This is a genomic window from Microbacterium sp. TW_SC_2 (assembly GCF_055361165.1).
Genome location: NZ_CM143952.1, coordinates 2358621 through 2380837 on the forward strand (window position 1 = coordinate 2358621; position 22217 = coordinate 2380837).

General features: G+C 68.8%; 24 protein-coding genes and 1 tRNA gene. 15 read left to right on the top strand and 10 right to left on the bottom strand.

The window, feature by feature from the left end:
• Position 1: 1 nt before the first annotated feature.
• Both ACWA14_RS11195 and ACWA14_RS11200 read right to left on the bottom strand, forming a co-directional pair.
• Positions 2–1639: a solute symporter family protein gene (locus ACWA14_RS11195; RefSeq protein ID WP_463793442.1), complete on the bottom strand. Its 1638-nt coding sequence runs from the start codon at positions 1637–1639 to the stop codon at positions 2–4.
• Positions 1636–1983 carry a DUF485 domain-containing protein gene (locus ACWA14_RS11200; protein WP_463793444.1) on the bottom strand — a complete coding sequence of 116 codons (348 nt, stop codon included), beginning with the start codon at positions 1981–1983 and terminating at the stop codon, positions 1636–1638. The genes ACWA14_RS11195 and ACWA14_RS11200 overlap by 4 nt, the downstream gene beginning before the upstream one ends.
• 109 nt (positions 1984–2092) lie before the next feature.
• Between ACWA14_RS11200 and ACWA14_RS11205 the strand changes: the two genes are divergently transcribed.
• Both ACWA14_RS11205 and ACWA14_RS11210 read left to right on the top strand, forming a co-directional pair.
• A complete protein-coding gene (locus ACWA14_RS11205; RefSeq protein ID WP_463793446.1) occupies positions 2093–2947 on the top strand; it encodes a LuxR C-terminal-related transcriptional regulator in 855 nt (284 codons plus the stop codon).
• 102 nt (positions 2948–3049) lie between these two features.
• On the top strand, positions 3050–3397 hold the full coding sequence (locus ACWA14_RS11210) for a histone-like nucleoid-structuring protein Lsr2 (protein WP_463793448.1): 348 nt from the start codon (positions 3050–3052) through the stop codon (positions 3395–3397).
• Positions 3398–3434: 37 nt separating this feature from the next.
• Here ACWA14_RS11210 and ACWA14_RS11215 read toward each other — a convergent pair whose 3' ends face one another.
• The gene (locus ACWA14_RS11215) at positions 3435–4070 is read right to left on the bottom strand and encodes a MarR family winged helix-turn-helix transcriptional regulator (RefSeq protein ID WP_463793450.1); all 636 of its coding nucleotides are present in this window, start codon (positions 4068–4070) and stop codon (positions 3435–3437) included.
• A gap of 76 nt (positions 4071–4146) precedes the next feature.
• On the opposite strand from ACWA14_RS11215, the gene idi reads away from it, so the two are divergent.
• The 7 genes from idi to ACWA14_RS11250 are packed head-to-tail and all read left to right on the top strand — an operon-like array spanning position 4147 to position 9835.
• A complete protein-coding gene (gene idi, locus ACWA14_RS11220) occupies positions 4147–4668 on the top strand; it encodes an isopentenyl-diphosphate Delta-isomerase (RefSeq protein WP_463793453.1) in 522 nt (173 codons plus the stop codon).
• Positions 4669–4680: 12 nt separating this feature from the next.
• Positions 4681–5754 (top strand): polyprenyl synthetase family protein, encoded by a 1074-nt coding sequence (locus ACWA14_RS11225; RefSeq protein WP_463793456.1) that lies wholly within the window; start codon positions 4681–4683, stop codon positions 5752–5754.
• Positions 5751–6659 (top strand): phytoene/squalene synthase family protein, encoded by a 909-nt coding sequence (locus ACWA14_RS11230; RefSeq protein WP_463793458.1) that lies wholly within the window; start codon positions 5751–5753, stop codon positions 6657–6659. Before ACWA14_RS11225 ends, ACWA14_RS11230 begins: the two co-directional genes overlap by 4 nt.
• Positions 6656–8257, top strand: coding sequence for a phytoene desaturase family protein (gene crtI / locus ACWA14_RS11235; protein ID WP_463793460.1), 1602 nt, complete (start codon positions 6656–6658; stop codon positions 8255–8257). Before ACWA14_RS11230 ends, crtI begins: the two co-directional genes overlap by 4 nt.
• Positions 8257–8610: a lycopene cyclase domain-containing protein gene (locus ACWA14_RS11240; protein WP_463793462.1), complete on the top strand. Its 354-nt coding sequence runs from the start codon at positions 8257–8259 to the stop codon at positions 8608–8610. Before crtI ends, ACWA14_RS11240 begins: the two co-directional genes overlap by 1 nt.
• Positions 8607–8948 (top strand): lycopene cyclase domain-containing protein, encoded by a 342-nt coding sequence (locus tag ACWA14_RS11245; protein ID WP_463793464.1) that lies wholly within the window; start codon positions 8607–8609, stop codon positions 8946–8948. Before ACWA14_RS11240 ends, ACWA14_RS11245 begins: the two co-directional genes overlap by 4 nt.
• Positions 8945–9835 (top strand): prenyltransferase, encoded by an 891-nt coding sequence (locus tag ACWA14_RS11250; protein WP_463793465.1) that lies wholly within the window; start codon positions 8945–8947, stop codon positions 9833–9835. Before ACWA14_RS11245 ends, ACWA14_RS11250 begins: the two co-directional genes overlap by 4 nt.
• Positions 9836–9855: 20 nt before the next feature.
• Here ACWA14_RS11250 and ACWA14_RS11255 read toward each other — a convergent pair.
• The 4 genes from ACWA14_RS11255 to ACWA14_RS11270 form a co-directional block, all read right to left on the bottom strand.
• Positions 9856–9928: transfer RNA gene (locus ACWA14_RS11255), tRNA-Arg, on the bottom strand.
• Positions 9929–9948: 20 nt separating this feature from the next.
• Positions 9949–10446, bottom strand: coding sequence for an HNH endonuclease (locus ACWA14_RS11260; RefSeq protein ID WP_463793467.1), 498 nt, complete (start codon positions 10444–10446; stop codon positions 9949–9951).
• A 313-nt stretch (positions 10447–10759) separates the two neighbouring features.
• On the bottom strand, positions 10760–11482 hold the full coding sequence (locus ACWA14_RS11265) for a M23 family metallopeptidase (RefSeq protein ID WP_463793469.1): 723 nt from the start codon (positions 11480–11482) through the stop codon (positions 10760–10762).
• Between the two features lie 337 nt (positions 11483–11819).
• Positions 11820–12521, bottom strand: a complete 702-nt coding sequence (locus ACWA14_RS11270; protein ID WP_463793471.1) for a metal-dependent transcriptional regulator — start codon at positions 12519–12521, stop codon at positions 11820–11822.
• A 99-nt stretch (positions 12522–12620) separates the two neighbouring features.
• On the opposite strand from ACWA14_RS11270, the gene serC reads away from it, so the two are divergent.
• Complete coding sequence (serC, locus tag ACWA14_RS11275) at positions 12621–13733, top strand: phosphoserine transaminase (RefSeq protein WP_463793473.1); 1113 nt, start codon at positions 12621–12623, stop codon at positions 13731–13733.
• Between the two features lie 10 nt (positions 13734–13743).
• On the opposite strand, the gene ACWA14_RS11280 is transcribed toward serC, so the two are convergent.
• Positions 13744–14403: a DUF3027 domain-containing protein gene (locus ACWA14_RS11280; RefSeq protein WP_463793474.1), complete on the bottom strand. Its 660-nt coding sequence runs from the start codon at positions 14401–14403 to the stop codon at positions 13744–13746.
• Entirely contained in the window at positions 14387–14767 is a 381-nt protein-coding gene (locus ACWA14_RS11285; protein ID WP_463793478.1) for a cold-shock protein, read from the bottom strand. Before ACWA14_RS11285 ends, ACWA14_RS11280 begins: the two co-directional genes overlap by 17 nt.
• 118 nt (positions 14768–14885) lie before the next feature.
• Between ACWA14_RS11285 and ACWA14_RS11290 the strand changes: the two genes are divergently transcribed.
• The 3 genes from ACWA14_RS11290 to ACWA14_RS11300 are packed head-to-tail and all read left to right on the top strand — an operon-like array spanning position 14886 to position 18570.
• A complete protein-coding gene (locus tag ACWA14_RS11290; protein WP_463793480.1) occupies positions 14886–15161 on the top strand; it encodes a multidrug ABC transporter ATPase in 276 nt (91 codons plus the stop codon).
• 10 nt (positions 15162–15171) lie between these two features.
• Positions 15172–16887, top strand: coding sequence for a helicase-associated domain-containing protein (locus ACWA14_RS11295; RefSeq protein WP_463793482.1), 1716 nt, complete (start codon positions 15172–15174; stop codon positions 16885–16887).
• Between the two features lie 36 nt (positions 16888–16923).
• Positions 16924–18570 carry a DNA repair helicase XPB gene (locus ACWA14_RS11300; RefSeq protein WP_463793485.1) on the top strand — a complete coding sequence of 549 codons (1647 nt, stop codon included), beginning with the start codon at positions 16924–16926 and terminating at the stop codon, positions 18568–18570.
• An 18-nt stretch (positions 18571–18588) separates the two neighbouring features.
• Here the strand turns inward: ACWA14_RS11300 and ACWA14_RS11305 are convergent, their stop codons facing one another.
• The gene (locus ACWA14_RS11305) at positions 18589–19545 is read right to left on the bottom strand and encodes a lysostaphin resistance A-like protein (protein ID WP_463793489.1); all 957 of its coding nucleotides are present in this window, start codon (positions 19543–19545) and stop codon (positions 18589–18591) included.
• A gap of 131 nt (positions 19546–19676) precedes the next feature.
• On the opposite strand from ACWA14_RS11305, the gene ACWA14_RS11310 reads away from it, so the two are divergent.
• On the top strand, positions 19677–20369 hold the full coding sequence (locus ACWA14_RS11310) for a response regulator transcription factor (protein ID WP_141871123.1): 693 nt from the start codon (positions 19677–19679) through the stop codon (positions 20367–20369).
• Positions 20370–20410: 41 nt separating this feature from the next.
• Positions 20411–22099, top strand: coding sequence for a sensor histidine kinase (locus ACWA14_RS11315; protein WP_463793493.1), 1689 nt, complete (start codon positions 20411–20413; stop codon positions 22097–22099).
• The last annotated feature ends 118 nt before the right edge of the window (positions 22100–22217 follow it).

Sequence of the window (22217 nt, forward strand, 5' to 3'; positions counted from 1 at the left end):
CTCAGTGATCCGTCGCCTTCTCCGCCCCGAACCCCGTGAGCGAACGCACCTCCATCTCGGCGGCGAGCTGCGGCGATTCCTTCTTGGTGCTGGTGATCGTCCCGAGCCAGCCGAGCAGGAAGCCGAGCGGGATCGACACGATGCCGGGGTTGTTGAGCGGCCAGACCGCGATGTCGATGCCGGGGATCATCGAGGTCGGGGTTCCGGAGAACACCGGGGACAGCACGATCAGGATGATCGCCGACCCGAGACCGCCGTACATGCTCCACACCGCACCCCGCGTCGAGAACCGGCGCCAGAAGAGCGAGTACAGGATGGTCGGCAGGTTCGCGGAAGCCGCGACCGCGAAGGCCAGCGCGACGAGGAACGCGATGTTCTGCCCCTGCGCGCCGATCCCGCCGATGATCGCCAGGATTCCGATCACGATCACCGTGCGCCGCGCGACGCGCACCTCTCCGTCCGGGTCCGCAGCGACGGGGTTGCCGTCGCTGTCCTTGCGTCCCTTCTGGATGACGTTCGCGTAGATGTCGTGCGCGAACGATGCGGCCGCAGTGATGGTCAGACCGGCGACCACCGCGAGGATGGTCGCGAAGGCCACCGCGGAGATGAATCCGAGCAGCACGGGACCGCCGAGCTCGAGCGCGAGCAGCGGTGCGGCGGAGTTGACGCCGCCGGGTGCCGCCGCGATGACGTCGGCCCCGACGAGAGCGCCCGCTCCATAGCCGAGCACGAGCGTCAGCAGATAGAAGCCGCCGATCAACCAGATCGCCCAGACCACCGAACGCCGCGCTTCCTTGGCGGTCGGCACCGTGTAGAAGCGCATCAGCACATGCGGCAGACCGGCGGTACCCAGCACGAGCGCCATTCCGAGGGAGAGGAAGTCCCACGGGTTCGCCCCGTACTGGAGCCCGGGAGCGAGGATCGCATCACCCTTGTCGGAGTTCGCCACCGCCGCCTCGAGCAGGGTGTTCACATTGAATCCGTAGGTGGCGAGCACCCAGATCGTCATGGCCAGAGCACCACCGATCAAGAGGAACGCCTTGACGATCTGCACCCAGGTGGTGCCCTTCATGCCGCCGATCAGCACATAGACGATCATGAGCACCCCGACCACCGCGATCACGATCGATTGCCCCACGCGTCCGTCGATGCCCAAGAGGAGCGAGACCAGTCCGCCGGCACCCGCCATCTGTGCGAGCAGGTAGAAGAAGCACACCGCGAGGGTCGTGATCGCGGCCGCCATGCGCACGGGGCGCTGCTTGAGGCGGAACGACAGCACGTCGGCCATCGTGAACTTGCCGGTGTTGCGCATCAGCTCCGCGACCAGGAGCAGAGCCACCAGCCAGGCGACCAGGAACCCGATCGAGTAGAGGAAGCCGTCGTAGCCGTTGATCGCGATCGCGCCGCAGATGCCGAGGAAGGATGCCGCGGACAGATAGTCGCCGGCGATCGCGAAGCCGTTCTGCGGGCCTGTGAACGAACGCCCGGCGGCGTAGTAGTCCGCCGCGGTCTTGTTGTTGCGGCTCGCGCGGATCACGATGAACAGCGTCACCGCCACGAACGCCACGAAGATCGAGATGTTCAGCACGGGATTGCTCTCGGCGGTGACCGAGTCGACCGCCGCACGCACGGCGCTCATGCGCGGCCCTGCGCGTTCTCGAGCTCTTCACGGATCTCCGTCGCCAGCGGGTCGAGCTTGCGGTTCGCGAACGAGACGTATGCCATCGTGATCGCGAAGGTCGTCACGAACTGCCCGAGTCCGAGCAGCAGGCCGACCGTGATGTCACCCCACACGCGCTGCGCCATGAAGTCCGTGGCGAATGCCGCGAGCAGCACATAGACGAAATACCAGATGAGGAAGAACGCGGCGAGAGGGAAGATGAAGGATCTCTGCGTCCGCTTGAGTTGCAGGAATCGCGGTGATCGCTCGACGGCGATGTAGTCGATCTCGCCGCTCGAACCCGTCGGGGTCTGGTCGCTCATGGGGCCTCCTTGCCACATGTCCGGTGCTCGCTCGGCTCCCGCCGGGCGAATGGTAGGGTCGACCCTACGAAACGGGGCACGGTGCCGTCACCCCCGAAAGTAGGTAGTCGTGAGCTCTCCGGTGATCATCGAGTCCGAGGCCGAACTCGTCGCCACTGCGGTGCGCGAACTCGCCCGGCGCACACGCTTCCCGGTGGCGTTCGGCGGCCTCATCGACGAGGGCGTCGTGCAGGTGACCAGCATCGTCGGCAACCGGACCCGGAGCCTGGACGGTCTGCGTGTCCGGCCCGAGCGCGGACTCGGCGGCCGGGCGATGATGGAACTCCGCCCGCGGATGACGAGCGACTACGGCTCCTCGCAGCAGATCACCCACGACTACGACGTCTTCGTGCTCGGGGAAGGGCTGCGCACGCTGCTCGCCGTGCCGATCGTGGTCGACAACAGACCGCGCGGGGTGCTCTATGCCGGCGCCTGGGATCAGGAGCAGGTCGGCGGGGTCACGACCGCACCGGCGATGCAGGTCGCCCGAACCGTCGCCGATGAGCTCCGCGTCCGTGACGAGGTCGAACGCCGTCTGCGCTCCCGCGCCTCGGCCGACGAGATGACTCCGCCGCAGCGCGAGGAGCTGCGGGAGACGTTCGCCGAACTGCGGAGCATCGGCTCCTCCGTCGCGGATGACACGCTCCGACAGCGGATCGCCCAGGTCGAGCGCCGCCTCGCCTCCCTCGCCGGAGAAGCCGTGCCGGCTGTCACCGGCCCCGTGCCCACCGTGCGCCTCTCCCCGCGAGAGATCGATGTGCTCGCCTGCGCAGCGCTGGGGGCCACCAACGCCGAGATCGCGGCGAGGCTCGGACTGCGCGAAGGCACCGTCAAGGCGTATCTGGGCACGGCGATGTCGAAGCTCGACGCTTCCACCCGCCATTCCGCCGTCGCCAAAGCGCGTCGGGCGGGATTGCTCCCCTGACGAACGACGCATAATCGGGACGAATGTCGTCAATTCCGAATATCACCGGCGCGATAGTGGATCGCCTTGTCGGAATTATCGCTCGACGGTATGGTCAATTCCATGGCAAGAAGAATTGTGCACCAATTGGTCGACGACATCGATGGCAGCGTCCTGGAGATCGGGGAGGGCGAGACAGTACATTTCTCGATCAACGGAACCTCGTACGAGATCGACGTGAGTTCCGCTCACGCCGACGAATTGCGGAAGGCACTCGAGCCGTACATCTCCGCGGGACGTCGAGCCGGCTCCGCGGGCGCGGTCCGTTCGGCGACGACCCCGAGGAAGCGGCCCGGCCGCAACCCGGAGGTCGCGGCGATCCGCGCGTGGGCGAAGGAGAACGGTCACGAGCTCTCCGAGCGCGGACGAATCCCGGCGCCCATCCTCGAGGCCTATCACGCAGCCCACTGATCCGAGATCGACGGATAGGCGTTCCTCGCCCGGATGCCTATCCCTTCGGATCGGCCGCCCACGCCTCTCCGCGCAATGCGATCTCATTCGTCATGTCGCCGAGGAAGCGGATCACCACGTCTCGCTCTTGCCTCGTCAGGCGAGCCGCCGCATAGAACCGCTTCGACTGCTGCTTCCCGACGGTCTCCATGGCCGCATGACGCGTCTCTTTCGAGATCGTGATGGCGAGAGCGCGCCGGTCGGTGGGATGAGGGGCGCGGAGGATATGCGAATTCTTCTCGAGTCGGTCCAGGAGCTTCGTGGTCGCCGCAGTCGATATGCCGAGGTGTTGCGCGATTCCACTCGGCGTCGCGATCACACCTCGATTCGCGCACACGATGAGATAGTGAAGAGCACGCATATCCGTGTCGTTCAGTTGCATATAACGGCGTGAGGCGACGGAGAGATGCTCTTCCGCTTCTCGTAGGGCGGCGATGGCGCCCATCAACACCGAGATCTGCCGGAGATCTTCGGGGTCGATGCCGGTACGGTCGATCAAGGAGCTGCGGGGATCGCTCGCATCCACGTCGTAGATGGCCGAGTGACTCAAGCCGTCTGGGCCTGGGGCGTTTCGATCCGGTGCCGCCTCTCCCCACTCACCCTGCGCCGGGGTGGTGCGGGACTCGTTGTCCATGCGATCATGTTACACACGACGGGTTTCATGCTAGGTTTATAACTTACTAGGTTAGCGAATTCGTGAGAAGGATGCAATGGATAACGTGACCCTCTTGGCCGAAGACGGCTCGGCGGTCGGCGTCCTGCCGAAGGATCAGGTCCATACCGAGGACACTCCCCTGCATCTCGCCTTCTCCTGCCACATCCGCGACCGCGACGGACGCATCCTCGTCACCCGCCGCGCGCTCGCGAAGCAGACCTGGCCCGGCGTCTGGACGAACAGCTTCTGCGGCCACCCCCGCCCCGGCGAGGACATGACGGAGGCCGTCCGACGACGCGCACTCGAGGAACTCGGCATCGAGCTCCACGACATCCGCCTCGTCCTCCCGGACTACCGCTATCGCGCCGTCGACGCGAGCGGCATCGTGGAGAACGAGATCTGCCCCGTGCATGTGGCGGTGGTCGACCGCGACCCGATCGCCAATCCGGACGAGGTCGCCGAGTGGGTGTGGGTGAGCCCGCAGGATCTCGTCGAGTCCGTCTCGCTCACCCCGTTCGCCTTCAGCCCCTGGATCCAGGGCCAGCTTCCGCTGCTGCGCGAGATCGGCGAGGTCTGAACGATGACCTCCATGGCGACCGACGAGGATCTGGGAACCCGGATCGAAGAGGTCCTGCGCCGCCGGTTCTCGGAACGCAGCGCGGCGGCGGAGGCATACGGAACGGAGTTCGCCGCGCTCTGGCGCGAGGCCGCCGATCACGCGCTGGGTGGGAAGCTGATCCGGCCGCGTCTGCTGCTCGACTTCCATCGTGCGTTGTCGCCCGGCGGTGTCAGTGCGTCCGAGACCACGACGGTGATCGACGTCGCCGCCCATGTCGAGCTGCTCCACTACGCCTTCCTGCTGCATGACGACGTGATCGACGGAGACCTCATCCGTCGTCGCCGCCCGAACCTGATCGGCTCGCTCGCCGAGCGTCGACGCGACGAGCGCGAGGAATCCGCGCTGCACTGGGCGCGCTCCAGCGCGATCCTGATGGGTGATCTGCTGCTCGCCTCCTCCGTGCTGGGTTTCGCCCGGGCCGACGTGTCCAGCGAGACCCGCGTCCGGCTGCTCGCCCTGATGGAGCAGACCATCTTCGAGACCGTGGCAGGCGAGCACATCGACGTCGGACTGACCGATGGCATCATCGCCCCGGACCTGCGCACCATCCTGTCGATGAGCGCGTACAAGACGGCCACCTACTCCTTCGTCCTCCCCCTCCGGGCTGCCGCCGTCCTCGCCGGAGCGTCGGCGGCTGCCGAGGAGCAGCTCACCGAGATCGGTCGCCATCTCGGGCTCGCCTACCAGCTGCAGGACGATCTGCTCTCGGTGTTCGGCGACTCCCGCGCTCACGGCAAGGACGCGTTCTCGGACCTCCGCGAGGGCAAGGAGACCGCGATCATCGCGTACGCCCGCATGACCGGACACTGGCCGAGCATCGAACTGCACTTCGGCTCTCTGGATCTCAGCGTCAAGAACGCCACCGGCATCCGCGAACGCCTCCGCGAGTGCGGGGCCGAGAGCTTCGCACGCAGCCTGGTGGAGGAGCAGCTCGTCGCCGTGTCCTCCGTGCTCGCCGAGGCCGAGGAAGCCGGAACGATCTCCGCCGAAGCCGGTCGGACGATCCTCGGGCTCGCCACGCGCATCGAGAGTCGCCGCGCATGACCGGGAGCCCCGCGAGGCCTCAGGGCCACGGAGCCCTCGATCGCTTCACCCGCACCGCCGAGATCGCCGCGACCGACGTCATCCGCACCTACTCGACGTCGTTCGGGCTCGCCAGCCGTCTGCTCGGCCGCCGCCACCGGCAGCACGTGCGCAACATCTACGCGATGGTGCGCATCGCCGACGAGATCGTCGACGGCGTGGCCGCCGAGGCGGGGCTCGACGGCTCGGCACAGTCCGCCGCGCTGGACGCCTACATCGCGGAGACGCATCGCGCGATGCGTCTCGGGTACAGCAGCGACCTGGTGCTGCATGCGTTCGCCCGCACCGCGCTCGAATCGGGCATCGGCGAGGACCTGACCCAGCCGTTCTTCGATTCGATGCGCGCCGACATCGCCGGCGACGCGGGCTTCACGGCGCACGACTCCGCCTCCCATGAACGCTACGTCTACGGCTCGGCGCAGGTCGTCGGGCTCATGTGCCTGCGCGTCTTCCTCCGCGATGAGCACCGCACGGACATCGAACACTCGACCCTCGACCACGGAGCCCGTCAGCTCGGATCGGCATTCCAGAACGTGAACTTCCTGCGAGACCTCGCCGACGACACCGACCGCCTGCATCGGGGCTACCTGGGCGGATCGGCACGACTCACCGACGCCGATCGCGACGCCTGGGTGCGCACCATCCACGGCGAGCTCGACGATGCCGCCGCGGCCATCCCGCTGCTCCCCCGGGATGCACGGGCCGCCGTCCGCAGCGCGCACGCCCTGTTCTCCGCCTTGACGCAGCGCGTCGCGACGACCCCGGCCGATGAGCTCTACCGGCGCCGGGTGCGGGTACCCGATCCGCTCAAGGCGGCCCTGGCGGGACGCGCCGTCGTGGTCACCGCCCTGGAGCGGGACCGATGAGCCGCGTCGTCGTGATCGGCGCCGGAGTCGCCGGACTGGCCACCGCCGGCCTGCTCGCCCGTGACGGGCACGATGTCACGATCCTCGAGAAGAACGAGCGCGTGGGGGGCCGCGCCGGGACCGTGGAGCGCGACGGCTTCCGATTCGACTCCGGTCCGTCGTGGTACCTGATGCCCGAGGTCTTCGACCACTTCTTCGCGATGATGGGCACCTCGACCGAGGAGCAGCTCGACCTCACGCTCCTGGATCCCGGCTACCGCGTCTTCCGCGCCCCGGAGACCTCGGACGAGCCCGTCTCCGCCGTCACGGTGCCGGCGGGTCGCGCCGCCGTGGCGCAGCTCTTCGAGTCGCTCGAGCCCGGATCGGCCCGCGCCCTCGACGACTACCTCGACTCCGCGCACGAGGCCAGCACGATGGCCGAGAAGCACTTCCTGTACAACCCGTTCACGCGCGTGCGCACCCTCATGGCCCCGGAGATCCTCCGGGCGCTCCCCCGCCTGTTCTCCCTGCTGGGTTCACGACTGCAGTCCTTCGCCGCCAAGCGGTTCCGGCATCCCGTGATCCGGCAGATCCTCGGGTATCCCGCGGTCTTCCTCGGCACCGATCCGCGCAGCGCACCGGCCATGTACCACCTGATGAGCGCGCTCGATCTCGACCAGGGCGTCAGCTATCCCCAGGGCGGCTTCTGGCGGCTCGTCGAGCGCATCGAGGATCTCGCCCGCGCCCAGGGCGTCCGCATCGTCACCGGGGCCGCGGTCACCGGCATCCGCACCCAGAGCGCGCAGCCAGGCAGCCCGGTCACGGGCGTCGACTGGGTCGATGCGCAGGGCACAGCACATCACGAGGAAGCCGAAATCGTCGTCTCGGCTGCCGACCTGCACCACACCGAGACCACCCTGCTTCCGCCGTCGCTGCAGACCTACCCCGAGTCGTGGTGGGCCCGGCGCACCAGCGGCCCCGGCGGCCTCCTGGTGATGCTCGGCGTGCGCGGCTCGCTGCCCGAGCTGCCGCACCATTCGCTGTTCTTCACCGAGGACTGGGACGCCAACTTCGACGCGATCTTCGGCTCCACGCCGTCGGTGCCCTCTCCCGCATCCACCTACGTCTGCAAACCGAGCGCGACCGACCCCGACGTGGCGCCCGCCGACCACGAGAACCTCTTCGTGCTGGTCCCGATCCCGGCCGACGTCGAGCTCGGCCACGGAGGCCCCGACGGGACGGGATCCCCGCAGATCGAGGCCGCCGCGGATGCGGCGATCGACCTGATCGCGGAATGGGCGGGCATCCCCGACCTCCGCGAGCGCATCGTCGTCCGCGAGACGACCGGGCCCGCCGACTTCCGCGACGACTACCACTCCTGGCGTGGAGGGATGCTGGGTCCGGCGCACATCCTGTCGCAGAGCGCGATGTTCCGCGCTCAGAATGCCTCCCGCAAGGTGCAGGGGCTGTTCTACGCCGGGGCGACGACCGCACCGGGCGTGGGAGTGCCGATGTGCCTCATCAGTGCGGAGATCGTCCTGAAGCGCATCCGAGGTGATCATTCCGGAGGCCCGCTTCCCGAGCCGGCTGTCGAGCAGGTCCGGACGGACGCCCCCTGATGGGCGTGATCTACCTCGCCGCCTTGTTCGTCTTCCTCGGGTGCATGCTGCTGCTCGACTGGCGCTTCCGGCTGTTCTTCTGGCGCGACCCGATCGCGGCGACCGTCGTGACCGTGGTGGGTGTGGCCTTCTTCCTGCTCTGGGACATCGCGGGGATCGCGGGCGGGATCTTCTTCCGCGGCGAGGCGGCGATCGCGACCGGGGTGCTGCTCGCACCCGAACTGCCGATCGAGGAACCGGTTTTCCTGCTCTTCCTCGTCGTCTGCACCATGGTGATCTACACGGGCACCGTGCGCCTCCTCGCACTTCGGCGCACACCGGCCGCAGCCTCATCGGGAGGGGCATCGCGATGACGTACCTGCAACTGTCGGCGGTGTTCCTCGCCGTCGCCGCCGCGGCCGGCATCGTCCTCGCCCTCGTCGCCCGCCCGCGCGGGCCCCGGCTCGTCGCCGTGGGCGTGACGATCGCGGTGCTGCTCGTGCTCACGGCGGTGTTCGATACCCTGATGATCGCGAGCGGGCTTTTCCACTACGCACCGGAGCAGCTGGTGGGAGTGCACATCGGGCTCGCCCCGATCGAGGACTTCACGTATCCGCTCGCCGGAGCGCTGCTGCTCCCCGCGCTCTGGGCGGCCCTCCGTGCGAGGCGGAGCGCACGCGACCGTCGACACCGTACCGAGGAGCAGCGATGAGCACCCCCACCCGCGGGTCGTCCATGCGGAGCGACCTCGCCCAGATCGTGCTCTCCTCCCGCCCGATCAGCTGGATCAACACCGCGTTCCCGTTCGCGGCCGCGTACCTGCTCAGCACCCGCGAGGTCGACCTGACGCTGGTGATCGGCACCCTGTACTTCCTCGTCCCCTACAACCTCGCGATGTACGGGATCAACGACGTGTTCGACTATGCCTCCGACCTCGCGAACCCGCGGAAGGGCGGCATCGAGGGCGCACTGCTGTCTCCGCGCATCCACCGGGCGACACTGTGGGCGGCGGCCGTCACCAACATCCCGTTCCTGGTATACCTGGTCGCCGTCGGCTCGCCGGCGTCCTGGATCTGGCTGGCGGTGAGTGTGTTCGCGGTCATCGCGTACTCCGCTCCCCGCCTCCGGTTCAAGGAGCGCCCGTTCCTCGACTCCCTGACCTCCAGCACGCACTTCGTCAGCCCGGCGGTCGTCGGGATCGCCCTGGCCGGTGCGCCGGTCACGGCGGGAACGGTCGTCGTGCTCCTCGCCTTCTTCCTCTGGGGCATGGCCGCACACGCCTTCGGGGCCGTCCAGGACATCGGTCCCGACCGAGAGGCCGGCATCGCCTCGGTCGCGACAGTGATCGGCGCGCGTGCGACCGTGCGGATGTCCGTCGTGCTCTGGGTGGTCGCGGGGGTGGCGATGCTCTTCACGCCGTGGCCCGGTCCGCTCGCGGCCGTGCTCGCGCTGCCCTACATCGTCAATGCGGCGCCATGGTGGAACGTCACCGACGAGACCTCCGGCCAGACCAACCGCTCGTGGCGCCGTTTCATCTGGTTGAACTACGCCGCCGGGTTCCTGGCGACCATGGTGCTGATCCTCGCCTGGGTCCTCTGACCCGGGATCATCCGCTGGGGTGCCCTCGACAGGATTCGAACCTGCGACCTGCCCTTTAGGAGAGGGCTGCTCTATCCCCTGAGCTACGAGGGCGCGCCCTCCAGTCTAAGCGGTCAGGCCGCCAGCTCCAGGTACGGCTCCCACCGCGGGTCGCTGCTCTCGGTGCCGCGTACGGTCCAGGCGGTCCCGTGCGGAGGCCGAGGTGTGAAGCGCAGCTCCCACCGCATCTCCTGGGGCGTGCGGTTGCTCTTGACGTTGTTGCAGCGCAGACAGCACGCCACGAGGTTCTCCCACGAGTCGGCTCCGCCCCGCGAGCGCGGAAGCACGTGATCGATGGTGGATGCCGTCTTGCCGCAGTAGCCGCAGCGGTGGTTGTCGCGACGAAGCACGCCGCGCCGTGTGACCGGGACGCGTCTGCTGTTCGGAACCCGCACGTAGCGCGACAGGATGATGACGGCCGGGCGGTCGTACACCCCGTGGCTGCCCCAGACGGGGTCGTCCTCCACGCGTTCGATCACGGTCGCCTTGTCGTTCATCACGAGCACGAGCGCTCGTTTGAACGACACGATCGCCAGCGGCTCGTATCCGGCATTCAGGACCAGTGTGCGCATTCGTCTCATCCTCTCGATCCGCCGGGACGGCTTCCCGGCGCTCTCGAATCACAGGAGGTCGCGCAGACGACAGAGTGTGCGCAGGGACGAAAAAAGGCGCCGTCTCAGAGACAGCGCCTTTCGCGCACGGCAACGCCGTGGCATCCCTGCGGGCGATGCAGGAGGACGTGACGACCGAGCTCATCCATGGTTCGGATGCTCGGTATTCGCGCCATCAGCTTCTCCCGTCCGTACGACAACGGGATCAGGCTAACCCATTCCCCGGGGTGCGGGGCGAAACTGGGGATGAACTCTCGGTGTGTTCGGCAGGAGATCAGCCGGCGTTGGTGGCGAGCCAGGAGTACGGCTCGACGAGACCGCCGTTGATCCAGACCTCGAAGTGGAGGTGGTTGGCCGTCGAACGTCCGGTGCTGCCGACGTAGCCGATCAGCTGACCGGCGGACACCGTCTGGCCTGCCGCGACCTGACGCGAGCCGTACGTCATGTGGCCGTAGGTGGTCTGCACGCGCTGACCACCGACGACGCTGTCGATCATGACGCACACGCCGTAGCCGCCGATGCTCTCCGCGGAGGCGCGGACGACGCCGGCAGCGGCGGCGTAGATCGGGGTGCCGGCGGGGGCGAGCATGTCGGCACCGTTGTGGGCGCCGCCGATCGTGCGTCCCTGCGTGTAGGAGCCTCCGGGCAGCGGGTAGCGCACCTCGCCGGAGCCCGGCGAGGTGAGGGCGTATCCGGCGGTGTTGTAGTTCGTGGACGCCGTGGCGTTCTTGGCGGCGGCGGCGGCTCGCGCTGCGGCGGCCTCCTCGGCCTTCTTCTTCGCGATCTCCTCCGGCGTGGTCGCCGTGAAGGTACCGCGGTTGAGCGGTGCCGCGGTCGCCGCGGAGGCGACGACGAGCGACTGGGCATCGACCGCGGCGAGCTGCTGGACCGTGGCCGTGGCCTCGATCGGCTTCGACGCGGCGTATGCGGGGAGTGCGACACCGGCGACCAGAGCGCCCACGGCACCGAAGATGACGATGGAGCGGAGCGGCTTCACGGAGGTCCGAGAAGCGCCGCGCATGCCGGTGCGGCGTGCGGGTGCTCGGTCTTCAGATTTCTTCGCGGGCGGTTCGATCTCTGCGGCCAAAACTCTGTTCCTCCTGCGCCTGCGCGCTTCGGGTAGCGCTGACTCGTCGGCACTCTTCTTCGTGACACGACGGCAGCTTCGGGTGCTTTGTTCGTCCTGCCGCGACGACGACAAGCCAGAAAGGCGATCTTCGCGGTTCGTCTCCAACGGGCTTCGCTGGCGACTTCACCGAGGTTACCGGAAGATAACGATCATGTCACCCCGCGAAGCTGTTAATCCTCGCACAGGCGCTCTGATCAGCCATTTTCTAGGCGGGCTCCCCCACGAGGAAGATGTGCGAAGCGAGTTCGACGGGCAGTTCCAGCCCGTCCTCCTTGCCGTCCATCTGGATGAGGACGTAGCCCTCGCTGAAGCGGAAGTCGCCGTGCGCACCGGGCATGACCCCCGCGTCGCGGAGCTGTTCGAGCAGCTCGGGGTCGACCTGCGCCGGCTCCGCGAGGCGACGAACGGTGCCCTCGATCGGCTCTCCCGCCGCGGTCATCTTCTGCACCAGCCCGATGACGCCCTCGTCGAACGTGCGCGCCGGCAGATCTCCGAGCTGGTCGAGACCGGGGATGGGGTTGCCGTAGGGCGATTCGGTGGGGTGCCCGAGCAGCTCGACGAGGCGGCGCTCCACCTGCTCGCTCATCACGTGCTCCCAGCGGCAGGCCTCCTCGTGCACGTAGGCCCAGTCCAGACCGATCACGTCGGAGAGCAGGCGCTCGGCGAGGCGGTGCTTGCGCATCACGTCGACGGCCTTGCGCCGGCCGGCGTCGGTGAGCTCGAGAGTGCGGTCCTCGGACACGACCACGAGCCCGTCGCGTTCCATCCGCCCCACGGTCTGCGAGACGGTCGGCCCCGAATGCCCGAGGCGCTCGGAGATGCGGGCCCGCAGGGGAACGATGTTCTCCTCCTCGAGTTCGAGGATGGTGCGGAGGTACATCTCCGTGGTGTCGATCAGATCCGTCATGTGCAGGCCCTCCGAGGTTCTTAGGTAAGCCTACATTCCCGCGGGGTATCCGGGCTCGCACGGTGATCGGGTTCGGGCGGCGCACCCTAGAATCGACGCATGGCGATCGAGATTCCCCGTGACCTCCTGCCCGTCGACGGCCGCTTCGGCTGCGGACCCTCCAAGGTGCGCCCCGCGCAGCTCGAGGCGTTGCTCACGTCGGGGGCATCGATCCTCGGCACATCGCACCGTCAGGCGCCGGTGAAGAACCTCGTCGGCAGCGTGCGCGAGCAGCTCGCCGCCCTGTTCCGGATCCCCGAAGGCTACGAGATCCTCGTCGGCAACGGCGGGTCGACCGCATTCTGGGATGCCGCGGCCTTCGGCCTGATCGAGCGACGCAGCCAGAACCTCGTCTTCGGCGAGTTCGGCGGCAAGTTCGCCGCCGCGGCCGCCGCGCCGTGGCTCGAGGCGCCCGATGTGCGCAAGGCGGACCCGGGCTCGCGCGTCGCCGCCGAGATCGTCGAGGGCGTCGACGTCTACGCCTGGCCGCACAACGAGACCTCCACGGGTGTCGCCGCTCCGGTCGAGCGGGTCGAGGTGGACGGCGCGCTGACGGTGATCGACGCGACCAGCGCGGCGGGAGGCATCGACGTCGACGCCGCGCAGGCCGATGTCTACTACTTCGCTCCGCAGAAGAACCTCGGCTCGGACGGCGGCCTCTGGTTCGCCGCGGCCTCCCCCGCCGCGATCGAGCGCATCGAGCGCATCGCGGCGTCCGGCCGCTACATCCCGGAGTTCCTCAGCCTCAAGAACGCCCTCGACAACTCGCGGCTGAACCAGACGCTGAACACCCCGGCGCTCACCACGCTGCACCTGCTCGACAGCCAGCTCCGCTGGATCCTCGACAACGGCGGGCTCGGCTGGGCGGCCTCCCGCACCGCCGAGTCGTCCAGCGTGCTCTACGACTGGGCTGCCGCGTCCGCGGTCGCGACGCCCTTCGTGGCCGATGCGGCGCACCGCTCGCCCGTGGTCGTCACGATCGACTTCGACGACAGCGTGGACGCGGCGGCGATCGCCAAGACGCTGCGCGCCAACGGGATCGTCGACACCGAGCCCTACCGGAAGCTCGGACGCAACCAGCTGCGCGTCGCGACGTTCGTGTCGATCGAGCCGGACGACGTGCGCCAGCTCACACGGTCACTCGACCACGTGCTGGAGAACCTCGGCGCCTGAGCGCCGGAGGTCACTCCTCCTCGGACTCGTCGGCGTCGGCGTCTGACTCCTCGTCAGCGTCGGCGCCGTCTTCGTCTTCGTCCTCGTCGTAGCCGTCGTCGGACGCCTCGAAGCCGTCCTCGGCCGAATCGTCGTCGGACGCGCTCGGGTCGAGCTCGTCGATGTCGACGCCGTCGACGTCGCCCGCGTGCAGGATGTCGGCCACGTGGTCGTCATCATCGTCGTCGTCGTCGTCGTCGTCGAGATCATCGTCGTCGCCGTCGAGATCCGAATCATCCCCGTCATCCGGGTCGGTCTCCGTGGCGCCGTCGACGCCGGTCTCCCCCTCAGCGGCCTGCTCGGCGAGCTCCGCCTGGTGGGACCGGTACTCGGCCAGGCGCTCGACCCACGGCACCCACTCGGGTGCGAGCAGCGCGCCGTCGCCCGGAAGCAGCTCGATCTCGAGCACGGTGGGCTCGGCGTCCTCCACGGCGGCGACCGTCACGGTCCAGAACCAGCCCGGGTAGCCGGGGAGACGGTTCGCGAAGCGCAGCGACACCGAGCCGTCGTCCTCGAGGAGGTAGCCGGCGGCGGGGCCGATGGAGGATGCCGGGGTGATCTCGCGCAGCGCGGAGAGCGCGAGATCGTGGGCTCCGATGAGACGCTCGTCGGCGTCAGGCGTCGAGGTCATCGGCGACCTTGCGCAGGACGGCCGCGATCTTGCGACCGTGGCTCGAGGAGGGGTAGCGTCCGCGACGCAGGTCGCCGCCGATGGTGTCGAGCAGCTTCACGAGGTCTTCGACGATGATGGCCATGTCGTCAGCCGGCTTGCGCTTGGCCTTCGCGAGGCTCGGGGGTGCTTCCAGCACACGCACCGAGAGGGCCTGCAGGCCGCGCTTGCCGTCCGCCACACCGAACTCGACGCGCGCCCCCGTCTTCACGGCGGTGCCCGTGGGCATGGCAGAAGCATGCAGGAAGACGTCCTGGCCGTCATCGGCTGCGATGAAACCGAAGCCCTTGTCTTCGTCGTAGAACCTGACCTTGCCGGTGGGCATGGGAGAACCTCGCTGATTCGGTGCGGAAAGTGAGGACGCGCCGGTGCGCGCCCTCCCCCCAGCCTACCGCTCATGGAGCAGCCGAACCCGATGGGCGGGAGAGGCTAAGGTGAGGGAGATGAGCACGCAGAATTCCGAACCGGAGATTCCCATCCGGCGCTTGGATCGAATCCTCGCATTCGCCGCGCTCGGAATCGCCGCCGCCTCCGTGATCTGCTTCTTCGCGATCATCATCGGCACGGCCGCGGGGATGGACCAGAGCGCGTTCGGAGAGGGCGTGTGGCCGGCGGTCGCGGCCATCCCCTTCTGGGGTCTGCCCGTCGCCTTCGTCATGATCATCGCGCTGCTCGTGATGAGCTTCATCCGAAAAGGTCGCGCAGCATCGCGCCGCTGAGGGATTCGGCATGACCACCCACGCACGCCCGCTGGCCGATTGGCTTGCCGCGGCGAGCGATGACGAGCTGCTCCATCTGTTCACGGCGCGCCGCGTGCGGGCGGACTCCGGTTGGCACGATTTCTTCGACGCCGCGGAGGCGCTGCTCGACCCGGCATCCGTGGGGAGAGCTCTTCCCACCCTGACGGCGGCGGAGGCCCGCGGCCTATTGCGCGCCGCCTCCGGCGACGACGCCGGCCCGCAACGCGAGGCATTGATCTCCCTTGCGCTGCTGCGCCCCGACGGCACGCCGCCGCCCCCTGTGGTCGCGGCGCTGGCCGGGCGCGCTTCCGTCCCTCCCGTCTCCGACGACACGTCCGCCTCCGAACCCGCAGCGGAGGATGCGGCGGCGCACGCGGCCGAGCGCGCGTTCACGACCGTCTCGATCCTCGCCGACCTCGTCCTGATCACGCGCGACTCCCCGTTCGCGCTGCTCGCCGGCGGGTCGGTGAGCGCCGGTGAGAAACGTCAGCTGAGCGAGGCCGGGGTGCCGATCGAGCTCGTCGATCCGCTCGTCGCGGTCGCCCTCGACGCCGGGCTCGTCGTCGCCGACGGACGCAGGCTGCGCACCGCATCGATCGCCGAGGAATGGCTCCGCTCCTCGGCGGCGGATCGCTGGGCCGCGCTGGCCACGGCGTTCCGCGACGCCCTGCCCCGCGGTCTGCGCACGGCCGACGGCGGCTGGCTCGCACCGACCGACTGGCGCGGGGCGCATCCCTGGGATCCCTCGTGGCCGGAGCACAGCGACCAGCTGCTGACGTCCGCCCGACTGCTCGGCCTGCTCGCCGAAGACGACACCGAACCGGCGTGGTCCGTCCCGCTGCGCGCAGGGGAGCCGGCGGACCCCGCCGAACTCGCCCGCCTGCTGCCTGCCGAAGTCGACCGCATCTTCCTGCAGAACGATCTGACCGCGATCGCCCCGGGGCCCCTCGCACCGCCGCTCGACGTGCGGCTCCGCACGATCGCCGCGCGCGAGTCCGCGGCCCAGGCCTCGTCGTATCGGTTCACGACCGAGTCGATCACGCGCGCCTTCGCCTCGGGAGAGACCGCGGAGTCGATCCTCGACTTCCTCACCGAGATCTCCCTGACCGGCATCCCGCAGCCTCTGCACTATCTCGTCACGCAGTCCGCGCAGCGCCACGGTCTCGTCCGCGTCTCGACGGAGGACGAGAGCGGACGGACGCGCATCGAGAGCAGCGACCTGCACCTGATCGAGGCGATGTCCGTCGATCAGGCTCTGCGGCCGCTCGGACTCACGCGGCACGGCGACGCGTTGACCACGAGGGTCGGCCGCGACACCGTGTTCTGGGCCCTGACCGATGCCCGCTATCCGGCGACCCTGGTCGGCGCCGACGGCCGGACGGTGGTGGGAGAGCGGCATCCGGCCCTCGACGTCGACCCGCTCGCCTCCTCCCGGACGGATCTCACCCCGCTGATCGCGCGACTGCGATCGCAGCAGGGCCCCGATGCCGACGCCGCCTGGATGGACAGGGAGCTGGAGGCAGCCGTGCGCGCGAAGGCCGTCCTGCAGGTCACGGTCGGGATGCCGGACGGCTCCACCCGCGAGCTGCTGCTCGAGGCCACCGGTCTCGGCGGAGGACGGCTGCGGGGTCGCGATCGAGCGGCCGACGTGGAGCGGACGCTTCCGGTGTCCAGCATCCGATCCGCGACGATCGTCGCTTCCTAGCCCCGCGCCCCGCCACGCCCGGTAAACTGGGCAGCTATGTCTGATGGACCCCTGATCGTCCAGAGCGATCGCACCGTGCTCCTCGAGGTCGCCCACTCCGATGCCGAGAGCGCCCGCCACGAGCTGGCGATCTTCGCCGAGCTGGAGCGTGCGCCGGAGCACATCCACACCTACCGCATCACCCGGCTGGGCCTGTGGAACGCCCGCGCGGCCGGACACTCGGCGGAGGACATGCTCGAGACCCTCGACCGCTGGTCGCGGTTCCCGGTGCCGCCCTCCGTCGCCGTCGATCTCCGCGAGACCGTGAACCGCTACGGCCGTCTGGTGATCGAGCGCGACGACGAGGGCACGCTGATCCTGCGTTCCTCGGACCCTGCGGTGCTCGCCCAGGTCGCCAACAACAAGCGCATCCAGCCGTTGCTGATCGGTCACCCCCAGCCCGACACCTTCGTCGTCGACGCCTGGGCCCGCGGACAGATCAAGCAGGAGCTGCTGAAGATCGGCTGGCCCGCCGAGGACCTCGCCGGATACACGCCGGGCACGCCGCACGAGATCGAGCTGTCGGAGCAGGACGGCTGGCACATCCGCCCCTACCAGCAGGACGCCGTCGACGCGTTCTCGAAGGACGGCTCGGGCGTCGTGGTGCTGCCCTGCGGTGCCGGGAAGACGATCGTCGGCGCCGGCGCCATGGCCGCGACGAAGACCACCACCCTGATCCTGGTGACCAACACGGTCTCCGCCCGGCAGTGGCGCGATGAGCTCCTCAAGCGCACGAGCCTCACCCCGGAGGAGATCGGGGAGTACTCCGGGCAGGCCAAGGAGGTCAAGCCCGTCACCATCGCGACGTACCAGATCCTCACCGCGAAGCGGAAGGGCGAGTACGCCCATCTCGCGCTGCTCGACGCCCTCGACTGGGGCCTCATCGTCTACGACGAGGTGCATCTGCTCCCCGCCCCCGTGTTCAAGCTCACCGCCGATCTGCAGGCCCGCCGGCGGATCGGCCTGACGGCCACGCTCGTGCGCGAGGACGGGCGCGAGGGAGACGTGTTCAGCCTGATCGGGCCGAAGCGGTTCAACGCCCCCTGGAAGCAGATCGAGGCGCAGGGCTTCATCTCCCCCGCCGCCTGTTACGAGGTGCGCGTCGACCTGCCCCCGGACGACCGGCTGGAGTACGCCGCCGCGACGGACGACGAGCGCTACCGCCTCGCGGCATCCGCTCCGGCCAAGATCGACACGGTCCGCGAACTGATCGCGAAGCACCCGGGCGAGCGCATCCTGGTGATCGGCCAGTACCTCGACCAGCTCGAGACCCTGTCCGCCGCACTGGATGCCCCGCAGATCACGGGCGCGACCCCCGTTGACGAGCGCGAGAAGCTCTACAGCCAGTTCCGCGAGGGCGAGATCTCGCTCCTCGTGGTGTCGAAGGTCGCGAACTTCTCGATCGACCTGCCCGAGGCCTCCGTCGCGATCCAGGTCTCCGGATCGTTCGGATCGCGCCAGGAGGAGGCTCAGCGTCTCGGTCGTCTGCTGCGGCCGAAGCAGTCGGGGCACACCGCGAGCTTCTACACGCTCATCGCGCGCGACACGATCGACCAGGACTACGCGCAGAACCGCCAGCGCTTCCTGGCCGAGCAGGGCTACAGCTACACGATCCTCGACGCCGACGACCTCGCCGCGGCCTGAGAGGGGTCGGAGGCGCCGTCAGCCGCGCAGCACGCGCGGGAGCGCGTGGGTGCCGGCGGCGCCCTCGGAGGCCCGCACGGAGGCCGTCCGGGCAATGCCCCGTCGGACGGCCCACCGATCAGCGAGGACGGCGTACCCCACCATGGCGGCCGCGGAGGCGATGAGGTCGATCGGTGTGCCCGAGGTCGCATTCGCATCGACGACGGCGACCGATCCGAGCAGGAAGATCAGCACGTTGTTGACGATGTGCAGCGAGATCGCGGCCTCGAGCCCGCCGGTGCGCCAGGTGAGCCAGGCCGCGACGACCGCGAAGACGCCCACGCTCGCCGCACCCCACACGTCATACCCGTGTCCGAGGATGAAAAGCGGGACGGGCAGCAGGATCGCGAACGCCGGATGCCGCAGCCAGCCGCCGATCAGCTGCATCAGGTAACCGCGGAACACGTACTCCTCCGCTGCGGCCTGCAGCGGGATCAACAGCAGCACGAGCAGCACCATCACGCCGAGACCGGGCGCGGAGAAGTCCGGCTCGATCGGCTCCCCCGCCGCGACGGACCAGCCGAGCAGCACGGCGAAGTAGACGAGGAACACGGCGAGTGCGAGCACCAGGCTCCTCCCGAGCCATCCGAATCGCAACCGCCCCGCCACCGAGGACAGCATCCCGACCCCGCGGCCCTCCACGATCCGGGAGGCCGCGAAGAGCGCGGGGATCATCAGGATCAGCGGCACCACGAGCGCGAGGAAGAGCCACGGACGCTCGAGATCGAAGTACTGCGTCGTCGTGAGGAGCACCTGCATCTCGGCCGCCCATCCCGGCAGCAGCACACCCGCGATCACGATCGGGACGATCAGCAGCAGCAGGAGCACGATGTAGAAGACGAGTCCGAGCAGTCCCGTCAGCAGGACCCGCCACCAGCGGTAGCGCGGGCGCAGGCGCGCCAGGCGATGGAAGGCGATCTCCTCGTGCGAACTCATGCCTCGATCCTTGCGGATGCGCCTGTGCGTCGGCTCCCGACGGCCGCGATCCGCCGCCCGCGGAGCGGTGAGACCGCGCCATTCCGAGCAATGGTCAGCATCATCATGGCCGAAGTCACCATAATGGGGTCATGACTGCTGCACGCATCCTGGTCGTCGATGACGAACCGAACATCCGTGACCTGCTCTCCACGGGTCTCAGCTTCGCCGGGTTCCAGGTGAAGACGGTCGCGAACGGCGCGGCGACCATCTCCGCGGTCCTCGAAGAGGAGCCCGACCTCATCATCCTGGACGTGATGCTTCCGGACATGAACGGATTCAGCGTCACCAAGCGTCTGCGCGGCGCCGGTTTCACCGCGCCGATCCTGTTCCTGACCGCCAAGGACGGCACCGAGGACAAGATCGAGGGCCTGAACGCGGGCGGCGACGACTACGTCACCAAGCCGTTCAGCCTGGACGAGATCGTCGCTCGCGCACAGGCGATCCTGCGGCGCACCATGCAGGCCGATGAGGAGTCGATCATCCGAGCCGGCGAGCTGGCGATGGATCAGGACACCCACGACGTGCACGTGGGCAAGGAGCCGATCGAGCTCAGCCCCACCGAGTTCAAGCTGCTGCGCTACCTCATGCTGAACCCGAACCGGGTGCTGTCCAAGGCGCAGATCCTCGACCATGTCTGGGAGTACGACTTCAACGGCGACGCCGGCATCGTCGAGAGCTACATCTCGTACCTCCGTCGCAAGATCGATCCGCACACCGAGGAATCCCTGATCCAGACGAAGCGCGGCTTCGGGTACATGCTCAAGGTCGGCAAGTCGGCCTGAGCACCGCTTCACCGCACGACGCCGCACACGGGGAGGACCGCATGGCGCACAAGCCGGATGCGGTCACCAACTGGTGGCGGCGGATCAGCCTTCGCGCGAAGGTCACGGGTGTCACCGTCGCCTTGCTGGCACTGGGCCTGCTGATCGCCGGGATCGGGACCGTGCCGCTGCTGCGCTCCGCGCTGGTGTCGAACATCGAGGCGCAGCTTCCGGCACTCGTGTCGAGCAATCTCGCCGAGCGCTATCTCGACACGGCCACGGTCGACGGCCGCACCGTCTACACGCCGCGGGACGAGCAGCCCCGCGACTTCTCCTTCGCGATCTACGATGCCGAAGGCGCACTGCTGGCCACGACCGGCAACTCGTCCGGCGCCGCCCCCCTGTTCCCGAGCGCGTACTCCACCTCCCAGGCGAAACAGGACGAAGACAAGACTCTCGCCCTCGAGGACGCCGACGGCCGGAGCTACGTCGCCGCGGTGGCCGTGCTCACCTCGGACGGCGGGGCCCTGCGCACCCAACTGGTGGCGCTGCCGCTCGCGGGAGCGGATCGGGTCATCAGCCAGTACTTCAGCATCTACATCACGATCGCGTTCATCACGATCTTCATCGCCGCGCTGCTCACGCGCGGGCTCGTCACCCTCACCTTCCGCCGCCTCGGCCAGGTGGAGTCGACGGCGATGTCGATCGCGGCGGGTGACTTCAGCCAGCGCCTGACGGACCTGGAGCCCACCACCGAGGTGGGACGCCTCAACACCGCGATCAACACGATGCTCGACCGCGTCGATGCCTCGCTCGCGCAGCGGGACCGGACCGTGCAGCACATGCGCCGCTTCATCGGCGATGCCAGCCATGAGCTGCGCACGCCGTTGGTCAGCGTCCGCGGCTATGCCGAGCTGTACCGGATGGGCGCGATCACCGGCGAGGAGGACACCGCCCGCGCCATGGAGCGCATCGAGAAGGAAGCCATTCGGATGGGCGTCCTCGTCGAGGATCTGCTCGCGCTCGCTCGTCTGGACGAGGAGCGAGAGCCCGAGATCGTCTCCGTCGACCTGCGACCGATCGCCCGCGACGCGGCGCTCGACCTGCGGGCGGCTGCGCCGGGTCGATCCGTGACCGTGATCGATCTGACCATCGAGTCGGTGTCGGCCCCCACACGCAGCATCCCGAAGCCGGCCCCGGAGACCCCGGTCGCCCGTCCCGCCTCTCGCGGAACGCTGAGCAGACTCCGGCGCCGGTCACGGGCCTCCGCCACGACGCCGCCCACGATGCTGGACTTCAGCGAGGTCGCCGACACCCCGGTGCGCACCCCGCCGATCGTCCTCGGTGAGGAGAACAAGGTCCGTCAGGTGGTGACGAACCTGCTCGGGAACGCGCGCCGCTTCTCCCCCGAGGACGGAGCCATCGAGATCGTCGTCGACTCCGACCGGGTCCGCGGAACGGGGAGCATCGCGATCGTCGATCACGGGGAGGGCATCCCGCCGCAGATCCGTGAGCAGATCTTCGAGCGCTTCTGGCGTGCCGACACCTCGCGGGCTCGTGAGACCGGCGGTTCCGGCCTCGGCCTCGCGATCGTGTCCTCGATCATGAAGGCCCTGCACGGGGATGTCGCGGTGTCCGAGACGCCGGGTGGAGGAGCCACCTTCACGGTCACGCTGCCCCTCGCCCCCTCGCGAGCGACCCCGGCCCACCTGCTTCAGGACACGCAGCCCATCGATCGAGTGGATCTGTAGCGGTTCGCGCCCCTCGCGGCATCCGTGTCTCTCCGCACAGGAGCCCCGGGGTCGTCGTTGCGCACAGCCACCGGGCGGAGGACGGGAAGTCCGTCCGGAAGGAGCGGCGGACGCCTAC

What these genes read in the sequence shown, in the direction of transcription:
- ACWA14_RS11195 (WP_463793442.1), bottom strand. Translation starts at nt 1,639, where the DNA reads ATGAGCGCCGTGCGTGCGGCGGTCGACTCGGTCACCGCCGAGAGCAAT.
- ACWA14_RS11200 (WP_463793444.1), bottom strand. Translation starts at nt 1,983, where the DNA reads ATGAGCGACCAGACCCCGACGGGTTCGAGCGGCGAGATCGACTACATC.
- ACWA14_RS11210 (WP_463793448.1), top strand. Translation starts at nt 3,050, where the DNA reads ATGGCAAGAAGAATTGTGCACCAATTGGTCGACGACATCGATGGCAGC.
- ACWA14_RS11215 (WP_463793450.1), bottom strand. Translation starts at nt 4,070, where the DNA reads ATGGACAACGAGTCCCGCACCACCCCGGCGCAGGGTGAGTGGGGAGAG.
- idi (WP_463793453.1), top strand. Translation starts at nt 4,147, where the DNA reads ATGGATAACGTGACCCTCTTGGCCGAAGACGGCTCGGCGGTCGGCGTC.
- ACWA14_RS11225 (WP_463793456.1), top strand. Translation starts at nt 4,681, where the DNA reads ATGGCGACCGACGAGGATCTGGGAACCCGGATCGAAGAGGTCCTGCGC.
- ACWA14_RS11230 (WP_463793458.1), top strand. Translation starts at nt 5,751, where the DNA reads ATGACCGGGAGCCCCGCGAGGCCTCAGGGCCACGGAGCCCTCGATCGC.
- crtI (WP_463793460.1), top strand. Translation starts at nt 6,656, where the DNA reads ATGAGCCGCGTCGTCGTGATCGGCGCCGGAGTCGCCGGACTGGCCACC.
- ACWA14_RS11240 (WP_463793462.1), top strand. Translation starts at nt 8,257, where the DNA reads ATGGGCGTGATCTACCTCGCCGCCTTGTTCGTCTTCCTCGGGTGCATG.
- ACWA14_RS11245 (WP_463793464.1), top strand. Translation starts at nt 8,607, where the DNA reads ATGACGTACCTGCAACTGTCGGCGGTGTTCCTCGCCGTCGCCGCCGCG.
- ACWA14_RS11250 (WP_463793465.1), top strand. Translation starts at nt 8,945, where the DNA reads ATGAGCACCCCCACCCGCGGGTCGTCCATGCGGAGCGACCTCGCCCAG.
- ACWA14_RS11260 (WP_463793467.1), bottom strand. Translation starts at nt 10,446, where the DNA reads ATGCGCACACTGGTCCTGAATGCCGGATACGAGCCGCTGGCGATCGTG.
- ACWA14_RS11270 (WP_463793471.1), bottom strand. Translation starts at nt 12,521, where the DNA reads ATGACGGATCTGATCGACACCACGGAGATGTACCTCCGCACCATCCTC.
- serC (WP_463793473.1), top strand. Translation starts at nt 12,621, where the DNA reads ATGGCGATCGAGATTCCCCGTGACCTCCTGCCCGTCGACGGCCGCTTC.
- ACWA14_RS11280 (WP_463793474.1), bottom strand. Translation starts at nt 14,403, where the DNA reads ATGACCTCGACGCCTGACGCCGACGAGCGTCTCATCGGAGCCCACGAT.
- ACWA14_RS11285 (WP_463793478.1), bottom strand. Translation starts at nt 14,767, where the DNA reads ATGCCCACCGGCAAGGTCAGGTTCTACGACGAAGACAAGGGCTTCGGT.
- ACWA14_RS11290 (WP_463793480.1), top strand. Translation starts at nt 14,886, where the DNA reads ATGAGCACGCAGAATTCCGAACCGGAGATTCCCATCCGGCGCTTGGAT.
- ACWA14_RS11295 (WP_463793482.1), top strand. Translation starts at nt 15,172, where the DNA reads ATGACCACCCACGCACGCCCGCTGGCCGATTGGCTTGCCGCGGCGAGC.
- ACWA14_RS11300 (WP_463793485.1), top strand. Translation starts at nt 16,924, where the DNA reads ATGTCTGATGGACCCCTGATCGTCCAGAGCGATCGCACCGTGCTCCTC.
- ACWA14_RS11305 (WP_463793489.1), bottom strand. Translation starts at nt 19,545, where the DNA reads ATGAGTTCGCACGAGGAGATCGCCTTCCATCGCCTGGCGCGCCTGCGC.
- ACWA14_RS11310 (WP_141871123.1), top strand. Translation starts at nt 19,677, where the DNA reads ATGACTGCTGCACGCATCCTGGTCGTCGATGACGAACCGAACATCCGT.
- ACWA14_RS11315 (WP_463793493.1), top strand. Translation starts at nt 20,411, where the DNA reads ATGGCGCACAAGCCGGATGCGGTCACCAACTGGTGGCGGCGGATCAGC.